Source organism: Streptomyces sp. NPDC085900 (genome assembly GCF_044540925.1).
GTDB lineage: Bacteria > Actinomycetota > Actinomycetes > Streptomycetales > Streptomycetaceae > Streptomyces > Streptomyces gilvifuscus.
In genome coordinates this window covers 664,095-685,147 of the sequence record NZ_JBITSP010000004.1, presented here as the reverse complement: position 1 = coordinate 685,147, position 21,053 = coordinate 664,095, and the positions used below count along the sequence as shown (strand labels likewise).

General features: G+C 71.3%; 18 protein-coding genes. 10 read left to right on the top strand and 8 right to left on the bottom strand.

From position 1 onward, the window contains the following. Window positions 1-10 precede the first annotated feature (10 nt). Both ACIGDI_RS17155 and ACIGDI_RS17150 read right to left on the bottom strand, forming a co-directional pair. Window positions 11-1,921 carry an exo-alpha-sialidase gene (locus ACIGDI_RS17155; RefSeq protein WP_399896859.1) on the bottom strand — a complete coding sequence of 637 codons (1,911 nt, stop codon included), beginning with the start codon at window positions 1,919-1,921 and terminating at the stop codon, window positions 11-13. A 123-nt stretch (window positions 1,922-2,044) separates the two neighbouring features. Next, window positions 2,045-2,962: a zinc-binding alcohol dehydrogenase family protein gene (locus ACIGDI_RS17150; RefSeq protein WP_399896856.1), complete on the bottom strand. Its 918-nt coding sequence runs from the start codon at window positions 2,960-2,962 to the stop codon at window positions 2,045-2,047. 110 nt (window positions 2,963-3,072) lie between these two features. Between ACIGDI_RS17150 and ACIGDI_RS17145 the strand changes: the two genes are divergently transcribed. Further along, on the top strand, window positions 3,073-3,510 hold the full coding sequence (locus tag ACIGDI_RS17145) for a MarR family winged helix-turn-helix transcriptional regulator (RefSeq protein WP_399896853.1): 438 nt from the start codon (window positions 3,073-3,075) through the stop codon (window positions 3,508-3,510). Between the two features lie 19 nt (window positions 3,511-3,529). After that, a complete protein-coding gene (locus ACIGDI_RS17140) occupies window positions 3,530-4,057 on the top strand; it encodes an isochorismatase family protein (protein WP_399896850.1) in 528 nt (175 codons plus the stop codon). A 333-nt stretch (window positions 4,058-4,390) separates the two neighbouring features. Here ACIGDI_RS17140 and fdhD read toward each other — a convergent pair whose 3' ends face one another. Genes fdhD through ACIGDI_RS17115 form a run of 5 tightly spaced genes read right to left on the bottom strand, consistent with a single transcriptional unit; the run spans window position 4,391 to window position 10,833 of the window. After that, window positions 4,391-5,239 (bottom strand): formate dehydrogenase accessory sulfurtransferase FdhD, encoded by an 849-nt coding sequence (fdhD, locus tag ACIGDI_RS17135; RefSeq protein WP_399896847.1) that lies wholly within the window; start codon window positions 5,237-5,239, stop codon window positions 4,391-4,393. Between the two features lie 7 nt (window positions 5,240-5,246). Then, window positions 5,247-6,107, bottom strand: coding sequence for a 2Fe-2S iron-sulfur cluster-binding protein (locus ACIGDI_RS17130; protein WP_399896844.1), 861 nt, complete (start codon window positions 6,105-6,107; stop codon window positions 5,247-5,249). Further along, on the bottom strand, window positions 6,104-7,921 hold the full coding sequence (locus ACIGDI_RS17125) for an NADH-ubiquinone oxidoreductase-F iron-sulfur binding region domain-containing protein (RefSeq protein WP_399896841.1): 1,818 nt from the start codon (window positions 7,919-7,921) through the stop codon (window positions 6,104-6,106). The genes ACIGDI_RS17130 and ACIGDI_RS17125 overlap by 4 nt, the downstream gene beginning before the upstream one ends. A 4-nt stretch (window positions 7,922-7,925) precedes the next feature. Continuing rightward, window positions 7,926-9,851, bottom strand: coding sequence for a molybdopterin oxidoreductase family protein (locus tag ACIGDI_RS17120; protein ID WP_399896838.1), 1,926 nt, complete (start codon window positions 9,849-9,851; stop codon window positions 7,926-7,928). Between the two features lie 10 nt (window positions 9,852-9,861). Further along, window positions 9,862-10,833, bottom strand: a complete 972-nt coding sequence (locus tag ACIGDI_RS17115) for a 2-dehydropantoate 2-reductase (protein WP_399896835.1) — start codon at window positions 10,831-10,833, stop codon at window positions 9,862-9,864. A gap of 261 nt (window positions 10,834-11,094) precedes the next feature. Between ACIGDI_RS17115 and ACIGDI_RS17110 the strand changes: the two genes are divergently transcribed. From ACIGDI_RS17110 to ACIGDI_RS17095, 4 genes are all read left to right on the top strand, one after another. Beyond that, window positions 11,095-12,429, top strand: coding sequence for an OFA family MFS transporter (locus ACIGDI_RS17110; protein WP_399896832.1), 1,335 nt, complete (start codon window positions 11,095-11,097; stop codon window positions 12,427-12,429). Further along, window positions 12,398-12,532 carry a hypothetical protein gene (locus ACIGDI_RS17105; RefSeq protein WP_260844764.1) on the top strand — a complete coding sequence of 45 codons (135 nt, stop codon included), beginning with the start codon at window positions 12,398-12,400 and terminating at the stop codon, window positions 12,530-12,532. The genes ACIGDI_RS17110 and ACIGDI_RS17105 overlap by 32 nt, the downstream gene beginning before the upstream one ends. A 171-nt stretch (window positions 12,533-12,703) precedes the next feature. Further along, complete coding sequence (locus tag ACIGDI_RS17100) at window positions 12,704-13,642, top strand: beta-ketoacyl-ACP synthase III (RefSeq protein ID WP_399896827.1); 939 nt, start codon at window positions 12,704-12,706, stop codon at window positions 13,640-13,642. Between the two features lie 142 nt (window positions 13,643-13,784). Further along, window positions 13,785-14,459, top strand: coding sequence for a GntR family transcriptional regulator (locus ACIGDI_RS17095; RefSeq protein ID WP_272176770.1), 675 nt, complete (start codon window positions 13,785-13,787; stop codon window positions 14,457-14,459). A gap of 45 nt (window positions 14,460-14,504) precedes the next feature. Here ACIGDI_RS17095 and ACIGDI_RS17090 read toward each other — a convergent pair whose 3' ends face one another. Continuing rightward, window positions 14,505-15,680, bottom strand: a complete 1,176-nt coding sequence (locus tag ACIGDI_RS17090) for a low temperature requirement protein A (RefSeq protein WP_399896824.1) — start codon at window positions 15,678-15,680, stop codon at window positions 14,505-14,507. A 242-nt stretch (window positions 15,681-15,922) separates the two neighbouring features. Between ACIGDI_RS17090 and ACIGDI_RS17085 the strand changes: the two genes are divergently transcribed. The 4 genes from ACIGDI_RS17085 to ACIGDI_RS17070 all read left to right on the top strand — a co-directional run bounded on the left by ACIGDI_RS17085 (window position 15,923) and on the right by ACIGDI_RS17070 (window position 21,017). Then, window positions 15,923-17,104 carry an ROK family transcriptional regulator gene (locus ACIGDI_RS17085; protein WP_200704844.1) on the top strand — a complete coding sequence of 394 codons (1,182 nt, stop codon included), beginning with the start codon at window positions 15,923-15,925 and terminating at the stop codon, window positions 17,102-17,104. A gap of 323 nt (window positions 17,105-17,427) precedes the next feature. Further along, window positions 17,428-18,945, top strand: a complete 1,518-nt coding sequence (locus ACIGDI_RS17080; protein ID WP_399896819.1) for a sugar ABC transporter ATP-binding protein — start codon at window positions 17,428-17,430, stop codon at window positions 18,943-18,945. Next, complete coding sequence (locus ACIGDI_RS17075) at window positions 18,942-19,961, top strand: ABC transporter permease (protein WP_272176773.1); 1,020 nt, start codon at window positions 18,942-18,944, stop codon at window positions 19,959-19,961. The genes ACIGDI_RS17080 and ACIGDI_RS17075 overlap by 4 nt, the downstream gene beginning before the upstream one ends. 15 nt (window positions 19,962-19,976) lie before the next feature. Next, window positions 19,977-21,017: a substrate-binding domain-containing protein gene (locus ACIGDI_RS17070; RefSeq protein WP_399896816.1), complete on the top strand. Its 1,041-nt coding sequence runs from the start codon at window positions 19,977-19,979 to the stop codon at window positions 21,015-21,017. Window positions 21,018-21,053: the final 36 nt, after the last annotated feature.

Sequence of the window (21,053 nt, the reverse complement as noted above, 5' to 3'; positions counted from 1 at the left end):
CCACGGGACGTTAGTGGCTGTCGCTCACATGGTCCATGGGCAGCCATACGACGGTGTCCTTCAAGGACGCGTCCCGCGCGGCGATCTCCTCGTCGCTCAGCGCCCGGTCCCACACATGGACGTCGTCGATCGCGCCGGTGAAGAAGGCGCGGCTGTCCATCCGCTGGCCGATGTGCACGCCGAAGGGGGAGTTGCGGCTGACCGAGCCCGGCACGTCGGCGGCGGCGCCGACGGCCGTGCCGTCGACGAACAGCGTCAGCCGCCCGCCGCCGCGGCGCATCGCGAGCCGGTGCCACTGGCCGTCGTTGTAGGCGCCGGTGGTGCGCACGGACACCGACCGCGAGGCCGCCGCCCCGTCGCGCACCGTGATCAGTCCCTGGATGCGGTCGTTCGCGGGCTCCCCGCGCAGCCACACCTGCGGCTGGGTGGTGCCGATGCCGCCCATCCACAGCAGCGGCTGCTCGCCGGTGGTGGCGGTGTAGCGGAACCACAGCGACGCGGTGAAGTCCTTGGTCCCGAGCGGCAGCCGGTCGCTGTAGGGCAGGCGTACGGCGTCGTCGGCGCCGTCGAACTCCAGCGCACCGCCGAGGACGCCCTTCGTCCGCACGGGCCCGCCGAGCACGGCCGCCGGGCGCGCGTGCCGGGCCAGGTCGGGGGTGGTGGGGTCGGGGCCGCGCCGCGGCAGCAGCCAGTCCTCGGTGAAGCGGGCGAAGCGGATCTCGTCGCGCGCGTCCACCGCCCCGCCCTCGTACATCAGCCCCACGGTGTCCCGGTCGATGCGCGCCAGGTCGGAGTAGCCCGACCAGTCCGTCGTCACGACCGTGCCGCGGTCCACGCTGTCCCAGGTGCGGCCGCCGTCGTAGGAGGAGCGGATCATCATGGTCCGGCGCCGGTCCGGGTCGCCCGGGCAGGCCAGCAGGATGCGGTCGCCCAGGCGCAGCATCGAGCCCTGCACCTGGGGCGTGTAGAGGTCGGGGAGGTCGCGGAAGGGGGCGGCGAAGCTGTCGCCGCCGTCCCGGCTGACGGCCTGGGTGCGGTGTCCGAGGTCGGTGCCGTCCTGTTCGCGGCCGCTGACCAGGACCGAGCCGTCGGTGCGCTCGGCGAGGGTGAGTTCGGAGGGCTTCTGGCGGAAGGTGCCGTCGTCCGCGATCGGCCAGGAGTCCGTGGCGCCGGCCCGCCAGTGGTCGCCGCCGTCGTCGCTGACGATCAGTGCCGCGTGGTTGGCGGTGACCCTCCCCCAGCCTCCGGCCGGGGGGACCCCCATCTCGCTTCGCTCGCCGTTCCAGGTCTCGGTGTTGACGCCGAAGACGAGTCGCCCGGCATGCTTCCCGCGGGTGAGCTGGATGCCGTGCACGGGTCCGGTGGCGTACCAGGAGTTCCAGTCCGCGGGCAGGATCTCGTCGCTCAGGTCGCGCGGCGTCGACCAGGTCAGGCCGTCGTCGTCGCTGTACTGCAGATGCGGGGTCCGGTCGCACGGCACCGAGCAACTCGCGCTGTCCGTACGGCCGGTGTTGTACGTCTCGGCCAGCAGCACGCGGCCCGTCTCCCGGTCCACGACCGGCGCCGGATTGCCGTGCGTGTCACCGCCGCCCGCGCTGACGACCCGCAGCGGGCCCCAGGTGCGCCCGCCGTCCGTGGAGCGTTTGAGCACGATGTCGATGTCCGCGGCGTCCCCGCAGTTCAGGCGTCGTCCCTCGGCGAACGCGAGCAGTGTGCCGGCGGTCGTCCGCACGACCGCCGGTATCCGGAAGCAGGCGTAGCCGGGGTCCTGGGCGGCCTTGAACAGCACCTGCTGCTCGAACTCGGGCGCGGCGGCCGCCCCTCGGGCGTGCGCGGCGGGGGCCGGGAGGGCGGCGAGGGCCGCGACGGCGGCGAGTGCCGTGCCGACGGCTCTCAGACGGGTGCGAAGACGTGACGGCATGGTGCGAACCTGCCCTTCAGAGGCCCTACGACCGGACATTCGGACATCCGACGTCCAATGTCCGTGTCACAGAGGCTAGTTGCGGCCTCCGAGGACTCACAAGAAGCGTGCGGCCACTTGCTGTCAGGGCCGCAGGACCACCTTCCCGAGGTTGCCGCGCGACTCGATCACCGCATGGGCCTTCGCGGCGTCCTCCAGCGCGAACTCCCCGTGCACGACAGGCTTCAGCGCACCCTCCGCGAACAGCCGCCACAGCTCCCGCCGCCACCGCTCGTACAACTCCGGCTTCCCGCGCGCGATCCGCGCCATCTGAAAGCCGATCACCGACTTGGCGCCCACGAGCAGGTCGTACGCCCGGACGGTCCCGCCGCCCGAGCTGTACGCCACCAGCCGCCCGCCCGGGGCCAGCGCGGCCACCGCCGGGGTCAGCAACTCGCCGCCCACCGCGTCGAGTACGTAGTCGACGGGTTCGCCCCAGCTCTCGTCGCCGTACCCGATCACCTCGTCGGCGCCGAGCGAGCGCACGAAATCGCCCTTGCCCGGATCGGAGACGGCCCCCACCACCCGGCCCGCGCCCCGCGTCCGCGTCAGCTGCACGGCCAGATGACCCACTCCGCTCGCGGCGGCCGTGACCAGCGCCGCCTCACCCGGCTCGGGGCGGGCCGCCTCCAGGGCCCCGAGCGCGACGAGGCCGCTGCGGACCAAGGCGACGGCGTCGACGGCGGACGCGACGTCCGGCACCGGCGAGGCCATGACCTCCCGCAACAGCGCGAAGTCCGCGTAGCCGTGCCCGAAGACGAGCCCGGTCACCCGGTCGCCGGTGCCGAAGCGGCCGACCCCTTCGCCGACGGCCACCACCTCCCCGGCGATCTCACCGCCCAGCGGGATGGGCTCGGCGGCCTCGGTGACCTTGCGGACGACCGGAAGGGTGACGCCGACGGCCTCGCACCGGACGAGGAGCTCACCCGGGCCGGGCTCCGGGATCTCGGTCTCCTCCAGGAACAGGGGGCCGCCGGTGGACTCGTAGCGGACGCGGCGCATCGCACCTCCAGGGGTCGTCGGGACGCCCGACGACGACGCTTGTCGTTGGGAGTCCCAACGATATCCGATCTCGTTGGGACTCCCAACGATTTTTCGCCTAGACTCTCGCCATGCCCGAAGCCCCGCTCGCCGCGATCCGCTCCCTGCCAAGCTGGCTGCTCGGCCGCGCCGCCGACCGGGGACGCGCCCTGGTGGCCGAGGCACTGGCCGCGGAGGGGCTGAAGATGTGGCACCACGTCGTGCTCTCCGCCGTCCGCGACCTCGCGCCCGTCGCCCAGGCCGACCTGGGCCGCAGCGTGCGGCTCGACCCGAAGGACCTCGTCGGCGTCCTCAACGACCTCCAGGCCGCCGGCCTCGTCGTCCGCGAACCGGACCCCCGGGACCGCCGCAAGAACGCCGTGTCCCTCACCGCGCCGGGCGCGCGGCTGCTGGAGCGCTGCGAGAAGGCCGCCCGGGCGGCCAACGACGAGCTGCTCGCGCCCCTCACGGCGGCGGAACGCGACCGGTTCCTGGCCCTGTTGATCCGGATTTCCGGTACGGAGGGCTGACGGCGGATAACGTTCCGTCATGACCCCACCCCTGGCCCTCGACCCCGCGCGCAGCGCCCTCGTCCTCGTCGATCTGATGGACCGGATCGTCGCGCTGCCCCTGGAGCCCCGTAAGGGCACCGAAGTCCTCTCCGCAGCAGAGGAGTTGGCGAAAGCCTTCCGCTCGGCGGGCGCACCCGTCGTCCTCATCCGCGTCGAACGCCCCGGCGTCGCCGAACAGCCGCCCGGCAGCGGTCTGGTCACGGGCCTCGCCCGGGAGGGCGACCTGGAGGTGGTGAAGCGGACCATCGGCGGCTTCCAGGGCACGGACCTGGACGACCTCCTGCGCGAACGCGGCGTACGCGCGCTCGTGTTCGGCGGCATCGCCACCAATCTCGGCGTCGAGTCCACCGCCCGCGCCGCCGGCGACCTCGGCTACGACCTGATCTTTGTCGAGGACGCCATGGCCGCCTTCACGTCCGCAGAGCACGAGGCATCGGTACGACTGGACTTCCCAAGGCTCGGCACTGTGGTGACAACGGCGCAGGTGCGTTTCGTCGCCGGCTGACCCAAACGCCGGTGCTCCTCCCCGAACGGACGGCAAGAGCCCACCAACGCAAACCGCACCCACGCGCCGGCCGCGAAGAGAGCCGCAGGGGGCGCGCCGGTGTCGAGAGCGCGAACGCGCGGAGGCGCGCAGCGCCGAGCACGATCGCGCTCTCGACACCGGCACAAAGCGCCCCCGGAGGCGAACGCAGCAGAAAAGAGCGCCCCCGGAGGCGAACGCAGCAGAAAAGAGCGCCCCGGGAGGCGAACGCAGCAGAAAAAGAAGCGGGACCCCGAAGGCGCAGGGGGCGCTCCCCACCGGTCGGGGCCCCGCCGCCGTGTCGCGGGGAGGCGGTCACCCCTGGGCGGCCGCGGTCCGCAGGGCGATGCGGTCCTCGCCCGCGTACACGTTCATGGAGGTGCCCCGCAGGAAGCCCACCAGGGTCAGCCCGGTCTCCGCGGCCAGGTCCACCGCCAGCGAGGAGGGGGCCGAGACCGCGGCCAGGACGGGGATGCCGGCCATCACGGCCTTCTGTGCCAGCTCGAAGGAGGCCCGTCCGGAGACCAGCAGGATGGTCCGGGACAGGGGCAGGTCCCCGTTCTGCAGGGCGCGGCCGACCAGCTTGTCGACGGCGTTGTGCCGGCCCACGTCCTCCCGTACGTCCAGCAGCTCTCCGTCCTCGCTGAACAGGGCGGCCGCGTGGAGGCCCCCGGTCCGGTCGAAGACCCGTTGGGCCGCGCGCAGCCGGTCGGGGAGGCCGGCGAGCAGCTCGGGGTCGACCCGGACCGGGGGAGTGTCGGCTATCGGCCAGCGGGCCGTCGTACGTACGGCGTCGAGGCTGGCTTTGCCGCACAGTCCGCAGGACGAGGTGGTGTAGACGTTCCGTTCGAGGGTGATGTCGGGGATGGCCACGCCCGGGGCGGTCCGCACGTCCACCACGTTGTACGTGTTGGAGCCGTCGACGGTGGCACCGGCGCAGTACACGATGTTCTGCAGGTCGTCCTGCTCGGCGAGGACGCCCTCGCTGACCAGGAAGCCCGCGGCCAGCGCGAAGTCGTCGCCGGGGGTGCGCATGGTGATGGCGAGCGGTTTGCCGTTCAGCCGGATCTCCAGCGGTTCCTCGGCGACCAGCGTGTCCGGGCGGGACGAGACCGCCCCGTCGCGGATGCGGAGCACCTTGCGTCGTTCCGTGACTCGTCCCATGTGTGCCTCAGTCCCGGTTCTGTACGTGCTGGTAGCCGAAGCGGCCCTTGATGCAGAGGTTGCCGTGGGTCACCGGGTTGTCGTGCGGGGAGGTGACCTTCACGATCTCATTGTCCTGCACATGGAGCGTGAGGTTGCAGCCCACTCCGCAGTAGGCGCACACGGTGGTCGTCTCGGTCTGCCTGGTCTCGTCCCAGGTACCCGCCGCCCGCATGTCGAACTCCGACTTGAACGAGAGTGCGCCGGTGGGGCACACCTCGATGCAGTTGCCGCAGTACACGCAGGCGGAGTCGGTGAGCGGGGCGTCGTGCTCCACTGCGATCCGCGCGTCGAAGCCGCGGCCGGAGACGGAGATCGCGAAGGTGTTCTGCCACTGGTCGCCGCAGGCGTCGACGCACTTGTAGCAGAGGATGCACTTGTCGTAGTCGCGCACGTACAGATCGTTGTCGATCTTCGGTTCCTCGTTCAGCCGGGCCGCGTCCGGGCCGAACCGGTCCGGCTTCGCCTCGTACTCCTTGATCCATTCGGCGACTTGTGGAGTTGTCGACAGATCGACCGACGAGGCGAGCAGCTCCAGGACGATCTTGCGGCTGTGCCGGGCCCGCTCGGTGTCGGTGCGTACCTCCATCCCGGGCTCGGCGCGGCGCGAGCAGGCCGGGACGAGGGTCCGGGAGCCCTCCACCTCGACCACACAGACCCGGCAGGCGTTCTTGGGCCGCAGGGTGTCGCCCTGGCAGAGGGTGGGGATGTCCTTCCCGGCGGCCCGGCAGGCGTCGAGGATCGTCGAGCCCTCGGGCGTCCGGACCGCCTGCCCGTCGATGGTGAACTCCAGCAGCCGGCGCGGGATCCCCAGCGATGTCACGGTCATTCGTACGCCCCCAGACGGTCGATGGCGGATTCCACGGCGTTCCAGGCGGTCTGCCCGAGACCGCAGATCGAGGCGTCCCGCATGGCGCGGCCGACCTCCCTGAGCAGCGCGATGTCATCGGCGGCGGCCGCCCCCGTACGCCGCACGATCCGGTGCAGGGCCTCCTCCTGCCGTACGGTCCCGACCCGGCAGGGCACGCACTGCCCGCAGGACTCGTCGCGGAAGAACTCGGCGATGCGCAGCAGCAGCCGGGGCAGCGGGACGGTGTCGTCGAAGGCCATGACGACCCCCGAACCGAGCGTGGTGCCCGCCTCCCGGGTGCCTTCGAAGGTGAGCGGGATGTCCAGTTCGTCGGGCCGTACGAAGCCGCCGGCCGCGCCGCCGAGCAGCACCGCCCGCAGATTGTCGCGGACCCCGGCCAGGGCGAGGACCTCGCCGAGCGTCGCCCCGAACGGCAGTTCGTAGATGCCGGGCCGTTCCACGCTGCCCGAGACGCAGAACAGCTTGGGGCCGGTGGACCGGTCCGTGCCGATCGCCGCGTAGGCGGGGGCGCCCATGGTCAGGATCGGCAAGACGTTGATGAGTGTCTCGACGTTGTTCTCCACCGTCGGCTTGCCGAACAGGCCCTTCTCCACGGGGAACGGCGGCTTGGAGCGCGGCTCGCCCCGGTAGCCCTCGATGGAGTTGAACAGGGCCGTCTCCTCGCCGCAGATGTACGCCCCCGCACCGCGCCGGATCTCGATGTCGAAGGCGTAGCCCTGGCCCAGGACGTCGTCGCCGAGGAAGCCGCGCGCGCGTGCCTGCGCGACGGCGTGTTCCAGCCGCCGCAGCGCCCGGGGGTACTCGCCGCGCAGGTACAGGTAACCGCGGTGTGCGCCGACCGCGTATCCGGCGACGGTCATCGCCTCGACGAGGGCGTACGGGTCGCCCTCCATCAGGACGCGGTCCTTGAAGGTGCCCGGCTCGGATTCGTCGGCGTTGCACACCAGGTAGTGGGGGTGGTCGGGCTGGGACGCCGTGGCCTGCCATTTGCGGCCGGTGGGGAAGGCGGCGCCGCCGCGCCCGACCAGGCCGGAGTCGGTGACCTCGCGGATGACTCCGGCGGGTCCGAGCTCGAAGGCCCGGCGCAGGGCGGTGTAGCCGCCGTGGGCGCGGTAGTCGTCCAGGGAGGACGGGTCGACGACGCCCACCCTGCCGAGCAGCGTGAGCCCCGGGGCGCCGGCCTGTGGCACGGCCATCGCCGCCGGCGGTTCCTCGGGGGCGGAGTCCGGGGCGCTCGCGGCGAGGACGGCCGCCTCGACCGTCGCCGGCGCCGACACCGCCGTACGCACCGGGTCGCCCGCGCGGACGGCGAGGGTGGCCGGGGCGCGTTCGCACAGGCCCAGACAGGGGCTGCGCTGCACCGAGACACCGGGGCCGAGGCGGGCCTCGACGCCGGCGCACAGGTCGGCCGGCCCGGCCGCCGCGCAGGCCAGGTCCGTGCAGACGTGCAGCACGGTGGCCGGGCGCGGCCTGACGGAGAACATCGCGTAGAACGTGGCGACGCCGTACGCCTCCGCCGGCGGCACGGTCAGCCGCCGGCACAGGTAGTCGAGAGCGCCGTCGCTGATCCAGCCGATCCGGTCGTTGATCGCGTGCAGCCCCGGCAGCAGCATCTCGCGCCGGTCCCGGGCCTCGCGGCCGCCCCGCGCCCACCTCAGGTCGGCGTCGGACCGGTCGGCGCCCTCCCAGGAGGACTCGGGAGGGCCCAACAGGGCGTCGACGGCGGCCCGTTCGTCGTCCGTCGGCTTGCTGTCGCCGAAGTGCAGATCCACCAGGTCACCTCACGATGGTCGCGACGGGGAGCTTCTCGATCCGGATCGCCGACGCCTTGAACTCCGCCGTCCCCGCGATCGGGCAGTTGGCCTCGATCGTCAGCCGGTTGGTGTCCACGTCGTCGGGGAAGTGCATGGTCATGAAGGCGAGGCCGGGGCGCAGCGCCGGGTCGACCCACACGGGCGCCACCACCGATCCGCGCCGCGAGGATACCTGCACCTGCTCGCCGACCACGACGCCGTAGTGCTCGGCGTCCTCCGGGGACAGCTCGACGTACTCGCCGCGCCTGAGCGGGGAGGCGAAACCGCCGCTCTGCACACCGGTGTTGTAGGAGTCCAGGCGCCGCCCGGTGGTCAGCCGGATCGGGTACCGCTCGTCGGTGAGGTCGACCGGCGGATCGTGCCGCACGATCCCGAAGGGTGCGGGCATGCCGCGCCTGGCGGGGTCCTTCTCCCACAACCGGCCGTGCAGGTAGGTCGGTTCGAGCGCTTCGGTGCTGGGGCACGGCCACTGGATGCCCTGGTGCTCCTCCAGGCGTTCGTAGGTCATCCCGTAGTGGTCCGGTGAGACCGAGCGCAGTTCGTTCCACACCGTCTCGGCGTCGGCGTACTTCCAGTCGTGGCCGAGGCGGGCGGCGAGTTCGCAGATGATGTCGATGTCCTCGCGGGCCTCGCCGGGCGGGGTGACCGCCCGCCGGACGCGCTGGACCCGCCGCTCGCTGTTGGTGGTCGTGCCGTCGGTCTCCGCCCAGCCGGCGGTCGCGGGCAGGACCACGTCGGCCAGTTCGGCCGTCTTCGTCAGGAAGATGTCCTGCACGACGAGGAAGTCGAGCTGCCGCATGCGCCGTACGGCCTGCTCGCTGTCGGCCTCCGACTGGGCCGGGTTCTCCCCGATGCAGTAGACGGCCTTGAGGGTGCCCTCCTCCATCGCCTCGAACATCTCCGTCAGGTTCAGTCCGTAGTGCGGCTGGATGACGGTGTCCCAGGCCGACTCGAACTTCAGCCGGGTGCCGGGATCGAGGACGTCCTGGAAGCCGGGCAGGCGGTTGGGGATCGCGCCCATGTCGCCGCCGCCCTGCACGTTGTTCTGGCCGCGCAGCGGCTGCAACCCGGCTCCGTACCGCCCGACTTGACCGGTGAGCAGGGAGAGGTTGATGAGCGCTCGGACGTTGTCGGTGCCGTTGTGGTGCTCGGTGATGCCCAGGGTCCAGCACAGCTGGGCGCGCTCGGCGCGGGCGTAGGCGTGCGCCAACTCCCTTATGGCGCGCGCCGGTACGCCCGTCACCTTCTCGGCCAGGGACAGTGTCCACGGCTCGACGAGCGCCCGGTACTCCTCGAAGCCGGTCGTCGCCCGTTCGATGAACGCCTCGTTGGCCAGGCCCGCGTGGATGATCTCGCGGCCGATGGCGTGCGCCATCGGGATGTCGGTGCCGACGTTGAGGCCGAGCCAGCTCTCCGCCCATTCGGCGGTGGAGGTGCGGCGCGGATCGACGGCGTACATCCGGGCGCCGTTCCTGATCCCCTTGAGGACGTGCTGGAAGAAGATCGGGTGCGCGAAGCGGGCGTTGGAGCCCCACATCACGATGACGTCGGTGTGCTCGATCTCCTCGTACGACGAGGTCCCGCCGCCCGAGCCGAAGGCGGCGGAGAGGCCGGCGACGCTGGGGGCGTGACAGGTCCGGTTGCAGGAGTCGACGTTGTTGGTGCCCATGACGACCCGCGCGAACTTCTGCGCCATGTAGTTCATCTCGTTGGTGGCCCGGGCGCAGGAGAACATGCCGAACGCGCCGCGGTTGCGTTCCAGGCCGCGGGCGGTCCGGTCCAGGGCCTCCTGCCAACTCGCCTGCCTGAAGGGCTCGTCGCGGGAGTCGCGGACCAGGGGGTGGGTGAGCCGGGTGTAGGTCTTCGGGGTCCGGTCGCGTTTGCTCATACGGCGCTCCTCATGCGGCGGTCCTCAGTGCGAGCAGGTCCGAGATGGCGTGCACGGTGCGCAGGGTGGGCACCTGGACGCCGGTGATCTCGGCCAGTTCGACGACGGCGGCGAGCAGGACGTCGAGTTCGAGCGGCTTTCCGCGCTCCAGGTCCTGGAGCGTGGAGGTGCGGTGGTCGCCGACGCGCTCGGCGCCGGCCAGCCGGCGTTCGATGGAGACGCCGACCTCGCAGCCGAGGGCCTCGGCGACCGCGAGCGTCTCGGCCATCATCGTCTCGATGACCTTGCGGGTGCCGCCGTGCAGGCACATCTGCCGCATGGTGGCGCGGGCCAGGGCGCTGATCGGGTTGAACGAGATGTTGCCGAGCAGCTTGAGCCAGATGTCGTTGCGCAGGTCGGGCTCCACCGGGCACTTCAGGCCGCCGGCGACCATGGCCTCGCTGAACTCCGAGCAGCGCCTGGACACACTCCGGTCGGGCTCGCCGACGGAGAACCGGGTGCCTTCCAAGTGCCGTACGACACCGGGCCCTTCCAGCTCGGTCGCCGCGTAGACGACGCATCCGACGGCCCTTTCGGGCGCGAGCACCGCACTGACCGCGCCGTCCGGGTCCACGCTCTCGACGCGGTGGCCGTCGTAGGGGCCGCCGTGCCGGTGGAAGTACCACCAGGGGATGCCGTTCTGGGCGGCCACCACTGCCGTGGTCTGGTGCAGCAGGGGCTCGATCAGCGGCCCGCACGCCGCGTACGAGTTGGCCTTCAGGCCCAGGAAGACGTAGTCGACCGGGCCGACTTGCGTCGGGTCGTCGGTGGCGTGGGCGTGCGCGGTGAAGTCGCCGCGCGGGGAGAGGACCCGGACTCCGTGCTGCCTCATGGCCGCCAAGTGCGGTCCACGGGCGATGAGATGGACGTCGGCGCCCGCGCGGTGCAGCGCGGCTCCGACGTAGGCGCCGATCGCACCGGCGCCCAGGACTGCGACTTTCATGACGAGGGAGCTCCGTTCGGTCGAGGGATACCGCGGAGATGAGCGCACTGCCGAACTGTGTCGACTGAATATTGTCTACAGTATGGAAGTGGGGGCGACAAGACTTCGCGCAGCACCGGTGCCCCGCGCCCGGACGGACTCGGCGGCGTGCCATCCGGCCGCTGCCCGCCCGACCGTTCGGCGCGCGTCGCATACCGCTCATCGCATACGGTCGACGCGTCGCCTTTTCAACTACCTTGCCGGTGCCTACCGTTCGGGATCATGAGTCCCCCTGTCGCACCGGCCGGCTGGAGCCGCTGGCTGGTTCCCCCCGCCGCACTCTCCGTCCATCTCTCCATCGGTCAGGCGTACGCCTGGAGCGTGTTCAAGCCGCCCCTGGAGTCCGCGCTGGGTCTGAGCGGCACCGAGAGCGCGCTGCCCTTCCAGCTCGCCATCGTGATGCTCGGTCTGTCCGCCGCGTTCGGCGGCACGCTGGTCGAACGCAACGGGCCGCGCTGGGCGATGACGGTGGCCCTGGTCTGCTTCTCCTCCGGCTTCCTGATCTCCGCCCTCGGCGCGGCCACCGAGCAGTACTGGCTGATCGTCCTCGGCTACGGCTTCGTCGGCGGCATCGGCCTGGGCATCGGCTACATCTCCCCGGTCTCCACCCTGATCAAGTGGTTCCCCGACCGGCCGGGCATGGCCACCGGCATCGCCATCATGGGCTTCGGCGGCGGCGCGCTGATCGCCTCGCCCTGGTCGACGCAGATGCTCCAGTCGTTCGGCACCGACAGCTCCGGGATCGCGCTGGCGTTCCTCGTGCACGGACTGACGTACGCCGTCTTCATGTCGCTCGGTGTCCTGCTGGTGCGGGTCCCGCGCACCGACAGGCCGGTCGACGGGGCACCGAGCGCCCTCCAGGGGCCGCAGGTCTCCGCGGGCAGCGCCCTGCGCACCCCGCAGTTCTGGTGCCTGTGGGTCGTGCTCTGCATGAACGTGACCGCGGGCATCGGCATCCTGGAGAAGGCCGCCCCGATGATCACGGACTTCTTCGCCGACACCTCGACCCCCGTGTCGGTCTCGGCCGCGGCGGGCTTCGTCGCCCTGCTGTCGGCCGCCAACATGGCGGGCCGCATCGGCTGGTCGTCCACCTCCGACCTGATCGGCCGCAAGAACATCTACCGCGTCTACCTCGGTGTCGGCGCGGTGATGTACGCGCTCCTCGCCCTGTTCGGCGACTCCTCCAAGCCGCTGTTCGTCCTGTGCGCGATGGTGATCCTGTCCTTCTACGGCGGCGGCTTCGCGACCGTCCCCGCCTATCTGAAGGATCTCTTCGGGACGTACCAGGTCGGCGCCATCCACGGCCGGCTGCTCACCGCCTGGTCCACGGCCGGAGTGCTCGGCCCGCTGATCGTGAACTGGATCGCCGACCACCAGAAGGAGGCCGGCAAGAGCGGCGCGAGCCTGTACAGCATGTCCTTCATGATCATGATCGGTCTGCTCGTCATCGGCTTCGTCGCCAACGAGTTCGTCCGTCCCGTCCATGCCCGCCACCACGTCCCCGCCGCGCGGGAGGAGGCCCTCGATGTCGAACGACAGCAGCCAGAGTCCGCCTGACCGGCGCCCGCTCATCGCCTTCGCCTGGCTGTGGGTCGGGGCGCCGCTCGCCTACGGGCTGTACGAGCTGGTGCAGAAGGCGACGAAGCTCTTCACCGGGTGACTGGGGGTAACTCCTGGAGAAGTGTCCGGCCGTCCCTTTTCTCCCCTTGGGAGGATGACAGAATCCGACAACCCGGACGCCCGTTTCCTGTCGCCTTACGTGCCGCCGTACCGGTGAGTCACTGATCAGACTGGTGGATCCCGCAACCCACGGCACGAGGGGGACCACCGCATGAACGGCTCGCGCATCGCCGCCGTCGGCCACTACCAGCCCGCCAGGGTGCTCACCAACGAGGACCTGGCGGGCATGGTCGACACCAGCGACGAGTGGATCACGTCCCGGGTCGGCATCCGCACACGCCACATCGCCGGACCCGACGAGCCCGTCGACGAACTCGCCGCGCACGCCGCCGCCAAGGCGCTCGCCGGCGCCGGTCTCACGCCCGCCGACATCGACCTGGTCCTGGTCGCCACGTCCACCGCCGTCGACCGCTCGCCCAACATGGCCGCCCGGGTCGCCGCCCGCCTCGGCATCCCCTCGCCCGCCGCGATGGACGTCAACGTCGTGTGCGCGGGCTTCACCCACGCCCTCGCCACCGCCGACCACGCGGTGCGCGCCGGCGCGTCCGCGCGGGCCCTGGTGATCGGCGCCGACAAGATGACCGACGTCACCGACTGGACCGACCGCACCACCTGCGTGCTCGTCGGCGACGGGGCGGGGGCCGCCGTCGTCGAGGCGTCCGCAGAGGCCGGGATCGGGCCCGTGCTGTGGGGCTCGGTGCCCGAGATGGGACACGCCGTCCGCATCGAGGGCACGCCCGCGCGGTTCGCCCAGGAGGGGCAGAGCGTCTACCGCTGGGCCACCACCCAGTTGCCGCCCATCGCCCGCAAGGCCTGCGAGCGTGCCGGGCTCGAGCCCGCCGACCTCGCCGCCGTCGTGCTGCACCAGGCCAACCTCCGTATCATCGAGCCCCTCGCGGAGAAGATCGGCGCCGTCAACGCCGTCGTCGCGCGGGACGTCGTCGACTCCGGCAACACCTCGGCGGCCAGCATCCCGCTCGCGTTCTCCAAGCTCGTCGAACAGGGCGCCGTCTCCACCGGCGATCCTGTGCTGCTGTTCGGATTCGGCGGAAACCTGTCGTACGCCGGCCAGGTCGTCCACTGCCCGTGACCTGCGGATTCGAGCCGATGTGACGCAGTCGACCCCTCGACCCGCTGGCTCTTGTGCGCCGTAGACTGTAGACGAAAGACAATCCATACTGGATGTTGTCCGGCTGCAGTTGCCCCGCGCTGCCCAGGAGGGGGACCGACCGATGTTGTCGACAGGACTGCCGCAGGGTGCGGTGCCCAAGCTCGAACGCCCCGGCCCGCTGCGCGACCGCGTCTACGAGGCACTGCTCGAACTCATCACCACTCGCGCCCTCCAGCCCGGGCAGCACCTCGTGGAGAGCGAACTCGCGGGCCACCTGGGCGTGTCGCGCCAGCCGGTGCGGGAGGCGCTGCAGCGGCTGAACACCGAGGGCTGGGTCGATCTGCGGCCCGCCCAGGGCGCGTTCGTGCACGAGCCGACCGAGGAGGAGGCCGACCAGCTCCTCACCGTCCGTACGCTGCTGGAGGCCGAGGCCGCCCGGCTGGCCGCCGCGAACGCGGGCAGCGCCGGCATCAAGGTGCTCGAAGAGCTGTGCGCCGAGGGCGAGAAGGCGGTGGCCGCGGACGACGTGGACGGCGCGGTCGCCATGAACGCCCGCTTCCACGCGAAGATCATGGAGCTGGCGGGCAACGCCGTCCTCGCCGAACTGGCCGCCCAGGTCGACCGCCGGGTGCGCTGGTACTACACGCCCATCGCCCGGCAGCGCGGACAGCAGTCCTGGATCGAGCACCGCGCGCTGATCGCGGCCGTCTCGGACCGTGACGAGGACCGGGCAACCCAACTGATGAGGGAGCACACGGAGCACACCCGCCGCTCGTACCATGAGCGCGCGAAGTGACCGCCGTCGGGTAGTTCGATCCAACGCCCCCTGGTTGCGGCGGAGTCACGGGGTGCGGGCGACCGCGGGTGCCGGGGTCGTGCGGGGCGCCGTCCGCGCCTCGATCACCAGCATGACGATCAACACCGCGACCAGGGCGAGCAGTTCGGCGACCGCCGACACGTGGATGCCGACGAGTGCCGCGGCCAGGGCGGCCGGGGCCGCGGCCGCGCGGAAGCGGACGGGGTACAGCCGCAGTACGGCCCGGAAGGCCACGTCCCCCGCGAGAAAGAGTGCCACACCGCCCGCGAGCGCCAGCGCCGGACCGGTGTGCAGGTGCTCGGTGAGATGGCCGAGGGTCTTCTTCACACCCGTCGCCAGGTAGGCGATGCCGAGCAGCATCGGCAGGAACGCGTAGTAGTACGCGTTCATCGCCAGGCGCCAGCGACTCGGCGCGGGCGTGGCACGGAACACGGCCTCGGCGAGCTCCTCGTCCCGCACGAAGTACGTCCACCACAGCGCGACCGCCAGCGCCAGCGAGAGGAACGCCCCGCCGAACAGCCCCGCGGTGAGCGGCAGATCGCCGATACCGGTGCCGATCGCGATGACGGACTCGCCGAACGCGACGATCAGCAGCAGCCCGTGCCGCTCCACGAAGTGCGCCGGATCCAGCCCGCCCAGTTGCGCCCGCATGACGTCGGCCGACCGCCCGTCGGCCCGCCCGGGCCCGTGCTCGGCCAGGAACGGCGTCACGAACTGCAGCAGGAGCGCGAGCACCCACAGGCCGTCCGCAGCCAGGCCGTCGACGAGACCGGCGGCGGTCACGGACAGCGCGGCGAGCCCGTTCGGGACGCCGTACCAGATGGTGTCCCGGCCGTGGCTGCGCGTGTAGAGGGCGGTGTGCACGACCACGACCGCCAGGAAGCCGAGTCCGAAGACCACGCCGGTGTCGTCGAAGACGCGCGGGATCGCCAGCGCGCAGACCAGGAACGCCCCCATGCCCAGCATCAGCAGCAGCCGGCGGGAGGGGCGGTCCGGCGGCACCTGGTTGGTGAGGTAGGCGTAGGCGCCGTACATCCAGAACAGCACCACGAAGATCAGGGCCACGCGCCCCGCGGTGGCGAAGGTCAGATCACCGGCGAGCAGCACGGTGAGCTGGGTGAGGGTGAAGACGAAGACCAGGTCGAAGAAGAGCTCCAACGTCGTGACCCTGCGGCCCGGTTCCTCCACTGCGCTGCCCATGCCGTCCCCCTGTGTCCGTGGCCCCCTGCGGCGATGCCGACCAGATCGTAGGCGGTCCCGGCGGCCAGGGGCCCGCCACTTTCTTCGGCCACGGGCCCGCCACTTTCTTTGTCCTGGGAGTGGAGAAAGTAGCGATGAATTCCCGCATGACTTCTTCTCAGGTTCGCTGTCCACTGCTACGTTCCCCTCGGAAGCCCGAACAACAGGTGGCCGATTGAGGCGGGGAGGGGCTCGTGAGACGCATGACGGCACGACCCGCCAACGCCCATCAGGCCAAGCTGCTCAAGCTGTTGCGCGACGGAGGTCCCAACTCCCGCGCCCAGCTGGGCGACCAGGTCGACCTCTCGCGGTCCAAGCTGGCCGTGGAGGTGGACCGGCTCCTGGAAACGGGCCTGGTCGTGGCCGACGGACTCGCCGCCTCGCGCGGCGGCCGCCGCTCCCACAACGTCCGCCTCCATCCGAACCTGCGGTTCCTCGGCGTGGACATCGGCGCGACCTCGGTCGACGTCGCCGTCACCAACGCCGAGCTGGAGATCCTCGGACACCTCAACCAGCCGATGGACGTGCGCGAGGGCCCGGTCGCGGTCTTCGAGCAGGTCCTGTCCATGGCCGCCAAGCTGCGCGCCTCCGGGCTCGCGGAGGGCTTCGACGGCGCCGGCATCGGCGTCCCGGGCCCGGTCCGCTTCCCCGACGGCGTGCCGGTGGCTCCGCCGATCATGCCGGGCTGGGACGGCTTCCCGGTACGGGAGGCGCTCAGCCAGGAACTCGGCTGCCCGGTCATGGTCGACAACGACGTGAACCTCATGGCCATGGGGGAGATGCACGCGGGCGTCGCACGCTCCGTGCGCGACTTCCTGTGCGTCAAGATCGGCACCGGCATCGGCTGCGGCATCGTCGCCGGCGGTGAGGTCCACCGCGGCGTCACCGGCAGCGCGGGCGACATCGGGCACATCCAGGCCGTGCCCGACGGCCGCCCCTGCGCCTGCGGCAACCGGGGCTGTCTGGAAGCCCACTTCAGCGGGGCGGCCCTCGCCCGGGACGCCGTGGAGGCAGCCGGACAGGGGCTGTCGGAGGAACTCGCCACGCGGCTCGCGGCGAGCGGCACCCTGACCGCCGTCGACGTCGCCGCCGCGGCCGCCGCGGGCGACGCCACCGCCCTCGACCTGATCCGCGAGGGCGGCAACCGCACCGGCCAGGTCATCGCCGGCCTGGTCTCCTTCTTCAATCCCGGCCTGGTGGTGATCGGCGGCGGGGTGACCGGCCTCGGCCACACCCTGCTCGCCGCGATCCGCACCCAGGTCTACCGCCAGTCACTGCCCCTCGCGACGGGCAACCTGCCCATCGTGCTGGGGGAGTTGGGGCCGACCGCCGGCGTCATCGGCGCGGCCCGGCTCATCAGCGACCACCTGTTCTCGCCCGCGTAAGCACCGGCTCGTCAGCGTCCACTTGTTCTCGCCCGCGTAAGCACCGGCTCGTCAGCGTCCACTTGTTCTCGTCCGCGTAAGCATCGGCCCATCTGCGACCGACCACTTTTTCTCGTCCGCGTAAGCACCGGCTCATCTGCCACCGACCACTTGTTCTCACCCGCGTAAGCATCGGCCTATCGGCGACCACGAGTTCTCGCCCGCCCACAGCACCGGCTCGGCACACCGTTCGGCGTGTCCGGCGCGCGGCTTCGCCGTGCCCCGGACCCCGCCTGCCCGCACGCACCCTGCAACCGGCCCGTACGCCCGCCAAGGGGATCCGCATGGCACCAGAACCACCGCTGCTCAGCATGTCCGGCATCACCAAGTCCTTCCCTGGGGTCCGGGCCCTCGACGGCGTCGACCTCGATGTCCAGGCCGGTGAGGTGCACTGCCTGCTCGGCCAGAACGGAGCCGGCAAGTCCACCCTCATCAAGGTCCTGGCCGGCGCCCACCAGCCCGACACCGGCACCATCCGCTGGCGCGGCGAACCGGTCACCCTCCGCTCGCCGATCGCCGCCATGCGCCTCGGCATCGCCACCATCTACCAGGAACTCGACCTGGTGGAGCACCTGTCGGTGGCCGAGAACGTCCATCTCGGGCACGAGCCGACCGCCGCCGGGTTCGTCGTACGCAAGAGGGTGTCGAAGGCGTCGACCGCAAGGCTGCTGAAGCGGCTCGGGCATCCCGAGATCGATCCCGCCCGCCTGGTGGGGGAGTTGTCCGCCGCCCAGCAGCAGATCGTGTCGATGGCCCGGGCGCTCTCCCACGACGTACGGCTCATCGTCATGGACGAGCCGTCCGCCGCCCTCGACCCCGACGAGGTCGACAACCTCTTCCGCATCGTCGGCGACCTGACCGCCGACGGGGTCGCCGTCGTCTACATCTCCCACCGCCTGGAGGAGATCCGCCGCATCGGCGACCGCGTGACCGTGCTGAAGGACGGCCGGGCGGTGGCCGGCGGACTGCCCGCGAAGTCCACGCCGACACGGGAGGTGGTCGCGCTGATGACGGGCCGCAACGTCGAGTACGTCTTCCCCGAGCGGCCCGCGTCGGCCGCGGACGGACCGCCCGTGCTGGAGGTCCGGGGACTGGCCAGGGAAGGGGAGTTCGCACCCCTCGACCTGGACGTACGCCCCGGGGAGATCGTCGGTCTGGCCGGGCTCGTCGGCTCGGGACGCTCCGAGATCCTGGAGACCGTCTACGGCGCCCGCAAACCCACCGCCGGTCAAGTCCGCGTCGACGGGCGGACGTTGAGGCCCGGCAGCGTCCGGGCGGCCGTCCGCGCCGGCCTCGGGCTCGCGCCCGAGGAACGCAAGGCACAGGCCCTGCTGATGCTGGAGTCCGTCACCCGCAACGTCTCGGTCTCCTCCATGTCCCGCTTCGCACGCGCGGGCTGGATCGACCGGAGCGCCGAAAGGGGCGCGGCAAGGGCGGCCACGCGCGAGCTGTCGCTGCGCCCCGACAACCCGTCGGTTCCGGTGCGCACCCTCTCCGGCGGCAACCAGCAGAAGGCCGTCCTGGCCCGCTGGCTGCTGCGCGGCTGCCGGGTCCTGCTGCTCGACGAACCGACCCGGGGCGTCGACGTCGGCGCCCGCGCCGAGCTCTACGCGGTCATCCGCCGCCTCGCCGACGAGGGCCTCGCCGTGCTGCTGGTCTCCAGCGAGGTGCCCGAGGTGCTCGGCCTCGCCGACCGCGTCCTGGTGCTCCGCGAGGGCCGCGTCGTCCACACGGCGCCGGCCCGCGAGCTCGACGAACACCGCGTACTCGACCTGGTCATGGAAGGAAGCCCGGTGTCATGACGCAGCACGCCTCCCCACCCCGGGACGACACCGGCAAGGTGCCGTCGGTCGGCCGACCCCCCGTCTGGCGCGGCCTGTTCGCCCGCGCCGACGTCCGCACCCTCTCCCTCCTCGGTGTCCTCGCCGCGCTGGTGCTCATCGGCGGCATCACCAAACCCGACGAGTTCCTCGACACCCGCAACCTCCAACTCGTCCTCACCCAGGCCTCGGTGATCGGTGTCGTCACCGTCGGCATGACCTTCGTCATCACCTCCGGCGGTATCGACCTCTCGGTCGGCGCGATCGTCGCCCTGTCCTCGGTGTGGGCGACGACGGTCGCGACCCAGGAGTACGGCTTCGCGGGCGTCCTGTTCACCGCGGTGCTCGTCGGTGTGGGCTGCGGCCTGGTCAACGGCCTGCTCATCGCGTACGGCGGCATGGTCCCGTTCATCGCCACGCTCGCCATGCTGGCCTCCGCGCGCGGTCTCGCGCTGCAGATCACCGACGGCAAGACGCAGATCGTCACCATCGGCGGCATCCTCGACCTCGGCGAACGCGACTCCTACGTGCTCGGCGTCCCGCCGCTCGTCCTCGTGTTCGCGGTCGTGACGATCCTCGGCTGGCTGATCCTGAACCGCACCACCTTCGGCCGCCGCACCGTCGCCGTGGGCGGCAACGCGGAGGCCGCCCGGCTCGCCGGCATCGACGTGCGCCGCCAGCGCCTCTACCTGTACCTGCTGTCCGGGCTGTGCTGCGGCATCGCCGCCTTCCTGCTGATCATCCTTTCCGGCTCCGGCCAGAACACCAACGGCAACCTCTACGAACTCGACGCCATCGCGGCCGCGATCATCGGAGGCACGCTGCTCAGCGGGGGCCGCGGCACCATCACCGGCTCCGTGCTCGGCGTCCTGATCTTCACCACGATCACCAACATCTTCGCCCTGAACAACCTGCAGAGCGACGTCCAGCAGATCGCCAAGGGCGCGATCATCGTCGCCGCCGTGCTGGTCCAGCGCCGTACCGCGAGCACGACCTGAGAGGGGTTCAGTAACATGTCACATTCCACCAGTCGCAGAGGGCTGCTCTTCGGGGCCGCCGCCGTGTCCACCGGTGCCCTCCTCGCGGGTTGCACCAGCAACGAGACCAAGGACGAGAGCCCGGCCGCCGACGAAGGGTCGGCCGCCGACGACAAGCCCGGCAAGCACGTCACCATCGGCTTCGCCGGACCGCAGGCCGACCACGGCTGGCTCAACGCCATCAACGACAACGCCAAGAACCGGGCGAAAAAGTACTCCGACGTCACCCTGGAGATCACCGAGGGCTCCAACGACACCGCCGCGCAGATCGGCCAGATCGAGACCCTCATCAACAAGAAGGTCGACGTCCTGGTGGTGCTGCCCGCCGACGGCAAGGCCCTCACCCAGGTCGGGCTCAAGGCGATGCGCGCCGGCATCCCCGTCGTCAACCTCGACCGGATCTTCAACTCCCCCCAGGCCTACCGCTGCTGGATCGGCGGCGACAACTACGGCATGGGCCTCAACGCCGGCACCTACATCGGCGAGAAGCTCAAGGGGAAGTCGAACGCCAGGGTCGTCGAACTGGCCGGACTGGACAACCTGGAGCTGACCAAGCAGCGCACCCAGGGCTTCGACGACGCGCTGAAGAACTACCCCAACATCAAGAAGGTCGCCCGCCAGGCCGCCGAGTTCACGGTGGAGTCCGGCCAGGCCAAGATGGCCCAGCTCCTGCAGGCGCAGTCCAGGTTCGACGCCCTGTGGAACCACGACGACGACCAGGGCGTCGGCGCGCTGCGCGCCATCGACCAGGCCGGGCGCGACGACTTCCTGATGGTCGGCGGCGCGGGCGCCCTCTCCGCCTTCCAGGCCATCAAGCAGGACGACGGCGTCCTCAAGGCCACGGTCCTCTACCCGCCGACGATGGCCGCGTCCGCGATCGACCTGGCCCGTGCCCTCGGCCAGGGCAAGGGCGTCACCGGGATGGCCGAGTTCGAGATCCCCGCGTCGATCACCCTCTACTCGGCCGTCGTCGACAAGGACAACGTCGACCGCTACATGCCCACCGGATTCAGCTGACCCGACCCGCCCCGCACCCCCCACGGCGCCATCACG